Origin of the sequence: Methanoculleus sp. MH98A, assembly GCF_000691865.1 — an archaeon.
In the GTDB taxonomy this organism is placed as follows: Archaea; Halobacteriota; Methanomicrobia; order Methanomicrobiales; family Methanoculleaceae; genus Methanoculleus.
Genome location: NZ_JMIO01000024.1, coordinates 16,928 through 27,288, shown reverse-complemented (window position 1 = coordinate 27,288; position 10,361 = coordinate 16,928). Strand labels below are relative to the sequence as shown.

The window sequence follows — 10,361 nt, the reverse complement described above, 5'->3', positions numbered from 1 at the left end:
TGTGTTTCCTGCATCGGATTCGAGAATGCTCTCGAATCTTCACGTCCTTTTTTGAATACAGGGAACTTGACCCGGACCGGGTCGAGAACTTCACCTGTGCAGGAATTAACGTTTGTGACTCAACACATATAAACGCTTTCATCCCGGTTCAGGATCCGCCCCGGAGATTCAGAGAGAATCTCCGGCCCGATCGAGGAAATTGCCCGGAATTCCACATTCCGAGCCCCCCGATATTTCACCTGTGCAGGAACTTATGTTTGCGAGTTATCGCATATAAACATTATGTTCCATCCAGACTTCGGGCCGGGAATCAAACACATATTCCCGACCCGTCGCCCCGATTCATCCGCATCGCGGATGTTTGAGAGCGCCTTGTGAGAATATATGTTGAATCTCCAGGCATATAAACATTGTCACCCTGCATCAGGCCCGAACGGATGCTCGGGCCCTCACAGCGGTTGAGCGGACATGAGATCAGACCACCCCCGAGGGGCTGCACGATCCGACATCCCGACAACACAGCCTCACTATGTTATCATCAATGCTATATAAACATTTCCCTGCATCGTCGGATCCAAGCACACGGCTTTGACCCCCATAAACGTTGAGATCTCCGGACGATCTGCACATTTTGTGCAGATTTTACGCGGAATTTGCTCCCAACTTGACTATTACATGTTGATGTTGGAGGTATTTAAACATTTACCCCACACCCATTCAAAAAAGTGGGATCCTGCCACAAAACGACCCGGATTTACCACCCAAATGACTTCGCCGGATACCCGGAGCGCAGGTAAAATCCCATGCGCGCAGCTTCACCGATCTCGAATTACGCAGAATTTCTGCGGGAACAAAACAATAGGCCTTATTTAGTCGAGGATTATGCATCCTCGCCGACCTCTTCGGGACCATCCTCGGGGATATGCTCGCCGACATAGATCTCGCCGAAGAACTCGTCCTGCCAGAGCACGAGTTCCCCCTCGAGCATCAGGAACAGGAGCGGGATGTAGACCTCGCGGCGACTCCGCCCCATGGCACCGGACAGGTCGCCGAGCGTCAGGATGTCACCGTTCCGGGCAGCGCGCCGGAACTCCTTCATGACGACCGCAACCGCACCCTGATATCCTTCGTCATGCGCTACCGCCACCACGTCTCCGGCGCTGAGGTCGAGGTCCGTCTCCCTGGGCACAGAGACCCGTTTGCGCTGCCTGCGACGCTGTTCCTTCTCAGCCGTTTTGAGCTGCTTGATGAGTTCGTAGAGCGTGACCGGCGGGCGTTTCCGCAAATTCTTTCGCCCCAGACGGCGCTGGATCTCCCGCTCCAGGCGCCCCATCGGCTCAACTTCCCCGGCCGACTCGTAGTCGAACCCGAGGTCCTCAAACGACTCGTCCTCATCGTCGGCAAACGCATCTTCGTCCTCTTCGTCGCCCCAGCCATCGAGATAATCAGATTTCAGGCGCAGCAGACACGCGGCATAAAAAAGCGTCCTCCCCGAGATCCGCAGGTCGAGCTCCTTCCTTCGATCGAGTTCGGCGAGGAACCGGTCGGTCACGTCCACGATATCGATGTTCCAGGGATCGACCTCGCCCCGCTCGGCCATGCCGGCCAGGATCTCGACAGGCTCCTCATCCATTGTTCTGCACACCGGTCACGTAGGTGCTCTTGTCCGGGCGGATCGTCACGCCCACGATGCGGTCGGCGCGCTCGATCATCGGCTTTCGGAGCGAGACGATGATCGACTGCGCGTTCCCCGAGAGCTCGCTCATCATGGCGGCGATGCGGCCGACGTTGTTTCCGTCGAGGAACATATCCACTTCATCGAGCGCATAGAACGGTGCGGGCATGTACTGCTGGATGGAGAAGATGAACGCGAGCGTGGTAAGCGACTTTTCGCCCCCGGAGAGTGAGGAGAGGAGGTGAACTTTCTTGTCGCGCGGCTGAACCGCGAACGTCATGCCGCCGGAGAAGGGATCCTCTTCGTTATCGAGGATCAGCCTCCCGCTCCCGTCGGTCAACCGCGCGAAGATGTCGCGGAAGTTCTCATCGATCGCGGTGAACGCAGTCATGAAAGCATCGTACTTCATCTTCTCGTACTTCTCGATCCGCTCGAGAAGCATCATCCGCTCCCGCGAGAGCACCTCTTTCTTCTCCGTCCGTTCCTCGACGCGCGTAGCGACCCGGTCGCACTCCTCGATCGCGAGCATGTTCACCGCACCGATCTTCTTTAGCGCCCGCTCGGCCTCCGCAATCCCGGCATCGATGGCGGCGATGTCGAGATCCGTCTCCACGTCGCCGGCCTGCTCCCGGAGCGCCGCGAGTTCGGCAAGGAGCGACTGTTCCCGCTCCTCGAGGGCACTGATCTGCATCCGGATGCGCTCCATCGCACCCGAGAGTTCGAGAGCCCGCTGGTCGAGCACCCGGATCTCCTCGAGTATCCGGTCGCGCTTCTCGTGCAGGCCTGCAAGTTCGTCGGAGAACTCCTTCTGCCGCGCCTCGAGCTGCACGATCAGGCGGCGCTGATCCTCGATCTGCTCCTCCGTTGCGGTGATCTCGCCGTCGACCTCCTGATTCTTCGCCTCCAGGCGGCTCCGTTCCGCGGCAAGTTCCTCGATACGGTTTGCAAAGTGCTGCCGCTCGCGTTTGGCGTCGGTGATGTCGGCGTCCTTGTTCCGGAGCCGTCGCTCGATATCCTCCACCGTCTTGCGGATGCTCTCGTACCGCTCGGTGAGCACGGGAACCTCGGTGTCGTCGAGTTTCTTCTTGAGGTCGTCGACCTCCGCCGATACCTGCGCGATCTCGCCGGTTATCCGCTCGAGATCGGCCTCGAGCCGCGCGAGTTCCTCGCCGCCGGTCTTTGCGGCATCGAGCATCTCGCGCAGGTTCTCCTCGAGCGTCCGTTTCTCGCCGGAAAGCACCTCGATGCGCTTCTGGAACTCGTCCACCAGCATGCGGTAGCGCGCAACCTGCTCGTCGATTGAACTTCGCTCCGCTCGCTTTGCCTCCGCGGCCACGGCAAAGCGGCCGATGGACGCTTCGATCTCGCCCGCCTCCGCTTCGAGTTCGGCGAGCTTCGCGCGAACCCGCGCGACCTCGTCGTCGACCGCCACCCCGAACCCGCGGATCTTCTTCCCCTGGGATCCGCCGGTCATGGCGCCGCTCCTCTCGACGAAGTCGCCCTCCAGGGTGACCATCTTGTACCGGCCCATCAGCCGCCGCGCCCGCTCGAGGGTATCCACCACCACCGTCGCGCCGAAGACGACACGGAACGCGCGGTCGAACGCCGGGTCGAACTCCAGGAGATCGACCGCGTAGCCGACGATGCCCGGGTCGGCCTCGAGCGGCGAGAGGATCGGGGGCCGGAGTTTGTTGAGCGGCAGGAACGTGACCCGCCCGAGCCGGTTCTCTTTTAAGTAGCGGATCGCATCGGACGCAACCGCATCGGTATCGACGATGGCCCACCTGAGCCGGCCCATCGCCGCCACGTCGAGCGCGGTCGCGTACTCCGGCGGCGCCCGCCCGAGCTGCGCAACGGTGCCGTGGACACCTTCCATGCCGAGAACGACGTCCATCGCCTTCCCGCCGGCATCGCCGTGCGCCTGCTGCTGCGCCTCCAGGCGCATCAGGTTCTGCTCGTTCTCCCGGATCTCTTTCTTCAGCCGATCGAGCGCCGACCGCCGCGCAAAGAGCGTGCTCTCCGCCTCGGAGAGATCCCGCTCGATCTGGCGTTTCTGTTCCTCGCAGTCGGCCATGCAGGAGGAGTACTCCGCGACCTGCTCCTGCTTGTTCGTGAGTTCCTCCTCGATCTGGGCGATGCGCGCGTCCAGGCGTTCCCGCTCCGACGTCCGCATCCGGCTCTTCTCGATGAAGATATCCTGCTCACGGAGGATCTTCGACCGGAGCTCCTTTTTGCTCTCGAGATCCTCCATCCTCTCGAAGAGCTGGTCTTTTACCCCTTCGACCTCCTTGCTCTCGCTTGCGATACGCTCCTCGACCGTCTTCATCTCGTCGCGCTGCGTCGCGAGTTCCATGGCAAGATTCGCCCGGTCTATCGAGAGGTTGCGGATCTGTGCGGCGCACTCCTCGACTTTCGCCTCGGCGCGTTTGCTATCGAGGTAGATCCGCTGGACCGCCTCGGCATTCTCTTCCCGATTGACCTTCAACCGTTCGATGGTCTTCTCGCCGAGCTTGATCGCGCTTCGCGCCTCTTCGAGCCGTCCGACGAGTTCGAGATACTCGGGGCCGCTTTTGTGGTTTATCTCCTCTTCAACGGCATGCTGGCGTTCGCGCGCCTCCTCGATCTCTTTTTTGACGGCTTCGCCCTCACCCTCGGTGCGTACGATTGCCGCCTGCTGATCGTGCGCGAGATCGTGAAGGGTGCCGATCTCCTGCTCTTTCTGCCGGACGAGCGCCGCCCCCCGGCACTGCCCGAGGTGTTCCAGCTCGCCCTGCCACCGCCGGTACTCCATCGCCTGCTCGCGCTCGTGCTGGAGCGCATCCAGCCGCGCCACGAGCTCGTTCAAGAGGAGTTCCTCACGCTCGAGCCGCTCCCGCACGACCTCGAGCTCCGAGAACGCCTGTCCGCGCTTGTGATCGAACTCGGCGACACCGGCAATCTCGTCGATGATCTTCCGCCGTTCGCCGTCGGTCATCTCCATGATGCGGGTGATGTCACCCTGCATCACGACGTTGTAGCCCTCCGGCTTGATCCCGATCTTTGCGAGGAACCCGATGACGTCGCCCTGTTTGCAGAGACGGTTGTTTAAGTAGTTGTAACTGTAGTATCCCGTCGGCGTCCGCTTGATCCGGCGGCGGATCGTCGTGCCGTCCGAGAACGTGACCGTCACCTCGGCGGTGTTCTTCCCGGAATTGACGTTGATGAGATCGGTCAGCTTCTCGGCCCGCAGCCCACGCGCACCCGAAAGGGCCAGGACGAAGAGGATGCTGTCGATGATATTACTCTTTCCGGAACCGTTCGGGCCTGATACGACTGTGAATCCTTCAAAAAAAGGAATTTTCGTCTTTCTGGCGAAAGACTTGAAGTTGTCGATCTCAAGCTGCGTGATGTACAAGGACGGAGCTCCCTTTACCTAGCGATCGAGGTCGACGGTGTCGTCCTCTTCGGCCTGGATGACATCATCGACCGGGCGCTTCTTCTGCTCGACGAAGAGCTTGCGTTCGGCGGGCTTGCCGCCTTTCCCCCGTCCCTTTGCCGGGACGCCCCGGGAACCGGTGCTGGCGACGATGTACTCGGAGGATGTCCTCGGCTCCGGCTTCAGTGTCCCGTCGTTCTGCATGATGAGCTCGAGATCCGGGTCATCCTCCGGAACGGGCGCGGGGGGTTGTTTCTCCGCCGGGCGCGCGGGGGTCTTTCGCTCCGCGGCACGCACGGGCCGGGGAACGGCCTCGGCGCGCGGTTCCGCCTGGAGCGTAACCTCGGCCTTCTTCTCCCCGGTCGGCACCGGCGCCTTCCGGCGCTCGTCCACGTCCCGGGAAAGTTTCATCGCCACGGACTTGACGTCCAGGATCTCTTCCGTCAGGCCTTTCACCACGGCCTCGAGCTCCCGCACTTTCCGCTCAAGGTCGCGCAGGCGCTCGTCTCCCGCCTCAGGTACCGGCGGCTGTTCTCGCTCTCTCATTGTCTCCATCTCCTTCTCGCGCTCCGCAAGTTCCCGCTCAAGAAATCGTATCCTCGCATCTTTTTGCGCCATTATCTCCCTCAAACTAATCCTTGATAATAATTACGTAATAATATTACTATAGATTCCCCGAATGAAGAAGTATTACATTTAATCCGGGACGCAGTCGGAGAAATCCCGGCAGCCGTCGCGGATGGCGCTGCAACCACCTCCCGCCCCAGGGGCATGCCCGCGTCTCGGGAGGGCGGTACAAAGAACGCCTCCCGGGCAGCCTTAAGAAGCCCCGTATAAAAGAAAGCATATTACCTCAACGGAGCAACCCTTTTTCTGCATGTCTAGTCTGGCAAACTTCGATCCCGAAGTCGCAGGCCTCATCGAGGAAGAGCGCCTGCGTCAAATCAACGGGTTGGAATTGATCGCCTCCGAAAACGTCGTGAGCAAAGCGGTTCTCGAGGCGATGGGTTCTATCATGACCAATAAATACGCCGAGGGCTACCCCGGCAAGCGTTATTACGGCGGCTGCGAATTTCACGATGTCGTGGAGAACCTGGCGCGCGACCGTCTCTGCGAACTCTTCGGGGCCGAGCACGCGAACGTCCAGCCCCACTCGGGGAGCCAGGCGAACCAGGCGGTCTACTTCGCCTACCTCGGCTACAAGGACAGGATCATGAGCCAGAGCCTCACGCAGGGCGGCCACCTCTCTCACGGCTCGCCGGTCAACATCACCGGGCGCTGGTACTCCATCTTCCACTACGGCGTCGATCACGAGAGCGAGACGCTCGACTACGCGGCAATCGAGGACCTGGCACGGACGGTGAAACCGCAGATGATCGTCTGCGGCGCGAGCGCCTACCCGCGCGAGATCGATTTCAAGGCATTCCAGGAAGTCGCCGATGCCGTCGGCGCGAGGTGCATGGCCGACATCGCCCACATCGCCGGACTCTGTGCGACCGGACACCACAACTCCCCTGTCGGGGTCGTCGACATCGTGACGACGACGACGCACAAGACCCTGCGCGGCCCCCGCGGCGGCGCCATCATGTGCAGCAAGGAGGATGCCCAGGCGATCGACAAGTCCATCTTCCCGGGAATGCAGGGCGGCCCGCTGATGCACACCATCGCGGCGAAGGCGGTCTGCTTCAAGGAAGCCCTGACCCCCGCGTATAAGGACTACTGCGGACAGGTCGTCAAGAACGCAAAAACGCTGGCCGATGTCCTCGCGAGCGAAGGGCTCGACCTCGTCTCCGGCGGCACCGACAACCACCTCATCCTGCTCGACCTGACCGGGGTTTCCACGAACGGCGAGCACCTCACGGGTCTTGCGGCCGAGACCGCGCTCGGCGAAGCCGGCATCACCGTGAACAAGAACACCATCCCCCGCGAACAGCTCAGCCCCTTCGTGACGAGCGGCCTGCGAATCGGCACGCCCGCCGTCACCTCGCGCGGCATGAAAGAGGAGGAGATGAAACAGATCGCCCACTGGATCGCCCGGGTCGTGAAGGACATCGCGAAGGACAAGACCTCGAAGAAGGCGATCACCGAAGTGAGAGAAGAGGTTATTGCCCTCGCGAGCAAGTATCCCCTCTACCCTGAAGTAGCATGATACTCGACGGCAAAGCGGTCTCGGAGAAGAGGCTCGAGATCCTCAAGGAGGAGATAGAAGAGTCCGGGCTCTACCCGCGCCTCGCGACCGTCATCGTGGGCGAAGATCCCGCGTCGCAGATGTACGTCCGCATGAAGCACCGGGCGTGCGAGCGCGTCGGGATCGGGTCGGTCGGGATCGAGCTCCCGGCGGACGTCACGACGGAGCGGGTGCTCGAGGCAGTCACGCGCCTCAACAACGACCCGGACATCAACGGCATCCTGGTCCAGCTCCCGCTCCCGGCCGGGGTCGATACCACCCGCGTCATCGAGGCGGTCGCACCCGATAAGGACGTGGACGGGTTCCATCCCTACAACCTCGGCAGGCTGTTTTCCGGAACCCCGATCTTTGCGCCCTGCACTCCGCAGGGGATCATGACGATCCTCGATGAATACAAGATCCCAACCCGCGGCAAGCGGGCGGTCGTCGTCGGCCGGAGCATCGACGTCGGCCGGCCCATGGCCGCCCTGCTCCTGAACGCCGACGCGACCGTCACCATATGCCACTCGAAGACCGAGAACCTTGAAGACGAGATGCGGAGAGCCGATATACTGGTCAGCGCGGTCGGAAAAGCGAAGTTTGTCGGACCGGAGATGGTCAAGGAGGGCGCGACGGTGATCGACGTCGGGATCAATCAGGACGAGCAGGGCAAGCTCTCGGGCGACGTCGATTTCGAGGCGGTGAAAGACCGGGCGGGAGCGATAACCCCGGTTCCCGGAGGCGTCGGCCCCATGACCATCGCGACGCTGATGGAGAACACGTTCAGGGCGGCCAAGTTGAGGACATGCGACAACAGCACTGTACGGTAAACCGTCTCCGGATCGGCGGTGACGCCCCTGTTCGCCTGATGGGCGTCATCAACTGCAGCCCCGAGTCGTTCTACCGGGGCTCCTACATCCCGGCCGGAAAGGTATACGACCGCGCCCTCGCCATGACGGCGGCGGGCGCCGATATGATCGATCTCGGGGCGCGGAGCACGGCCCCGGGCTCTTCTCCCATCACCGTCGCCGAGGAAGCGGCACGGGTGGACGCGGCCCTCTCCGAACTCGACGGGACCGGGATCACCCTTTCGGTGGACACCCGGCACCCGGAGGTGCTCGAGGTCTGCCTCCGCCACGACGTCCATGCGGTGAACGATATCTCCGGGCTTGCCGAAGAGCGCTACGCGCAGGCGGTCGCCGACTCCGGGCTGCCGGTATTCGCGATGGCGAGTTGCCGGGAACCCGGCGACGCCGCCGGGATTGCCGCCACACAAAAAGCCCTCGAAGCGGTCGTCAGCCGGTGCGCGCTTCTCGGGATCGAGGAGTACGTCCTCGATCCCGCCGTCGGGCGATGGGTCCCGGCGCGGACGAGCGAGGACGACTGGGAACTCTGCCGGAACTTTACCTCGTTCCTGGAGTTCGGCCGCCCGGTGCTTGCCGCGGTCTCGAGGAAGACGTTCATCGGCGACCTGCTCGGCCGCCAGCCCGAGGACCGGCTCGCGGGCACGCTCGCGCTCACGACGATGCTCGTCGACGCGGGAGCGTCCGTCGTGCGGAGCCACGACGTCGCCGAGACCGCCGACCTCCTGCGGGTCCATGCAACGATGAGGCAGACATGACGACACCTTCATTCTCGGTATACGGTCTTGCGACCCCCCTGCTCCGCCCCGGCGACGACGTCGCAGCGCACCTTCTCTCGGCCGTCGAACGCTCGGCCGTCCGGAACTTCGAGACGGGCGACGTCGTGGTCGTCGCGGAGTCCGCCCTGGCCACCGCCGAAGGCCGGGTCGTGAGGCTCGCCGATGTCGAGCCGTCGGCAAAAGCCCTCCTGTTCGCCGAAGAATATCAGATGGATCCCCGGCACGCCGAGGTGGTGCTCCGGGAGAGCGACCGGGTTGTCGGGGGTATTCCCGGGTTCCTGCTCTGCATGAAGAACGGGACGCTTCTGCCGAACGCCGGGATCGATGCCTCGAACGCCCCGGCGGGCACGCTCGTCCTCCTCCCTCTTGATGCGGACGCATCCGCCGCGCGGATACGTGCCGCGATCGCGGAACGGTCGGGTGCCGACGTCGGGGTCATCGTCGCCGACTCCCGGACGCACGCGATGCGCCTCGGGTGCTCCGGGGTCGCCATCGGGTGTTCGGGCATCCCCTCGGTGATCGACGAACGCGGGAAAAAAGATCTCTTCGGCCGCGAACTCGAGGTCACGAAGAGGGCGGTTGCAGACTGCATCGCGTCCGCCGCCGAACTCGTGATGGGAGAGGCGGGCGAGTGCGTCCCCGCGGCCGTGGTGCGGGGAGTCGGGCTTCTCGTCGGGGATTACAACGGGGTCGCCACGATCGACGCTTCAGAGTGCCTCTTCATGGGGGTCGCGCTGCACGCCGACCCGTCCCTTCTCGTCAAGGACGATAGAGAATCCTGAGTTCTCCAGGTACTCCCTGCTCCTTCTCCCTTTTCCGTGGATGAGGATCTCGACCAGGTCTTCCTTCTCGTCGATATCGGTCGACATCCTGAATGAATCGATCACCTCGACGGAGAAGCCGCACTCTTCTGCAATCCGCATGTGGTCGAGGAAACTCGCGCCGTAGTAGTCGGCACGGAAGCACCGCGGTTTTTTGAGGAATATGATATTCGTTCCGCCGCCCCGGCCCGGCACGATGGACATGTCCTTCTCCGTCCGGATCAGCCGCTGGATGTCCCCGGCCGTCACCAGGGGGATATCGGCCATGATGATGAGCGCCGGGCAGTGGAACTGGCCGAGCGCCCAGTTGATGGCGTCGTTCAATGGTTCCGTCCGGACGGCGACGAGGGCGTTCTCGTGTTTGAAGGAGTGGGTGCAGAGCAGGGTGGCGCTGCACCCGGACTTCTGCACGGCGGCGATCACGTCTTCAAGCATCGCCCGGGCGAACGCTTCCCGCTCCCCCTGGTTGAGGATGCAGGAGAGGCGCGTCTTGGGGTTCACCGGCTTAAAGGGGATGAGCGCGTGGAAGTACATCGAGAAACGGTTGTCGGGGCAGTATCAAAAAGGCATCGTTTCCCGTGCGGCGGGAAAAGGCCGGGCCGGGTTAAATCGAAAGCTTCGGGCCCCACCTATGGGGTGCT

8 protein-coding genes are annotated in these 10,361 nt (G+C 62.5%); 4 read left to right on the top strand and 4 right to left on the bottom strand.

Translation table 11 applies throughout. The features are described from left to right. Positions 1–880: 880 nt before the first annotated feature. The 3 genes from EI28_RS04695 to EI28_RS04685 are packed head-to-tail and all read right to left on the bottom strand — an operon-like array spanning position 881 to position 5,708. The gene (locus tag EI28_RS04695; protein WP_048113083.1) at positions 881–1,633 is read right to left on the bottom strand and encodes a segregation/condensation protein A; all 753 of its coding nucleotides are present in this window, start codon (positions 1,631–1,633) and stop codon (positions 881–883) included. Further along, positions 1,626–5,069, bottom strand: coding sequence for a chromosome segregation protein SMC (gene smc / locus EI28_RS04690; protein WP_048113082.1), 3,444 nt, complete (start codon positions 5,067–5,069; stop codon positions 1,626–1,628). The genes EI28_RS04695 and smc overlap by 8 nt, the downstream gene beginning before the upstream one ends. Positions 5,070–5,087: 18 nt before the next feature. Next, entirely contained in the window at positions 5,088–5,708 is a 621-nt protein-coding gene (locus EI28_RS04685; RefSeq protein WP_048113081.1) for a hypothetical protein, read from the bottom strand. 259 nt (positions 5,709–5,967) lie between these two features. On the opposite strand from EI28_RS04685, the gene glyA reads away from it, so the two are divergent. From glyA to cofE, 4 genes are read left to right on the top strand one after another with little or no spacing between them, the layout of a single operon-like run. Beyond that, positions 5,968–7,239, top strand: a complete 1,272-nt coding sequence (gene glyA, locus EI28_RS04680) for a serine hydroxymethyltransferase (protein ID WP_048113080.1) — start codon at positions 5,968–5,970, stop codon at positions 7,237–7,239. Then, a complete protein-coding gene (folD, locus tag EI28_RS04675) occupies positions 7,236–8,087 on the top strand; it encodes a bifunctional methylenetetrahydrofolate dehydrogenase/methenyltetrahydrofolate cyclohydrolase FolD (protein WP_048113078.1) in 852 nt (283 codons plus the stop codon). Before glyA ends, folD begins: the two co-directional genes overlap by 4 nt. Further along, complete coding sequence (folP, locus tag EI28_RS04670) at positions 8,063–8,878, top strand: dihydropteroate synthase (protein WP_048113076.1); 816 nt, start codon at positions 8,063–8,065, stop codon at positions 8,876–8,878. The genes folD and folP overlap by 25 nt, the downstream gene beginning before the upstream one ends. Further along, the gene (cofE, locus tag EI28_RS04665) at positions 8,875–9,681 is read left to right on the top strand and encodes a coenzyme F420-0:L-glutamate ligase (RefSeq protein ID WP_048113074.1); all 807 of its coding nucleotides are present in this window, start codon (positions 8,875–8,877) and stop codon (positions 9,679–9,681) included. Before folP ends, cofE begins: the two co-directional genes overlap by 4 nt. Here cofE and cofC read toward each other — a convergent pair. Next, positions 9,607–10,254: a 2-phospho-L-lactate guanylyltransferase gene (gene cofC / locus EI28_RS04660; RefSeq protein ID WP_048113072.1), complete on the bottom strand. Its 648-nt coding sequence runs from the start codon at positions 10,252–10,254 to the stop codon at positions 9,607–9,609. The genes cofE and cofC overlap by 75 nt on opposite strands. Positions 10,255–10,361: the final 107 nt, after the last annotated feature.

Bases quoted from the DNA above. Each gene is read 5' to 3' on its own strand.
- EI28_RS04695 (WP_048113083.1), bottom strand. From the start codon at position 1,633: ATGGATGAGGAGCCTGTCGAGATCCTGGCCGGCATGGCCGAGCGGGGC.
- EI28_RS04685 (WP_048113081.1), bottom strand. From the start codon at position 5,708: ATGGCGCAAAAAGATGCGAGGATACGATTTCTTGAGCGGGAACTTGCG.
- glyA (WP_048113080.1), top strand. From the start codon at position 5,968: ATGTCTAGTCTGGCAAACTTCGATCCCGAAGTCGCAGGCCTCATCGAG.
- folD (WP_048113078.1), top strand. From the start codon at position 7,236: ATGATACTCGACGGCAAAGCGGTCTCGGAGAAGAGGCTCGAGATCCTC.
- folP (WP_048113076.1), top strand. From the start codon at position 8,063: ATGCGACAACAGCACTGTACGGTAAACCGTCTCCGGATCGGCGGTGAC.
- cofE (WP_048113074.1), top strand. From the start codon at position 8,875: ATGACGACACCTTCATTCTCGGTATACGGTCTTGCGACCCCCCTGCTC.
- cofC (WP_048113072.1), bottom strand. From the start codon at position 10,254: ATGTACTTCCACGCGCTCATCCCCTTTAAGCCGGTGAACCCCAAGACG.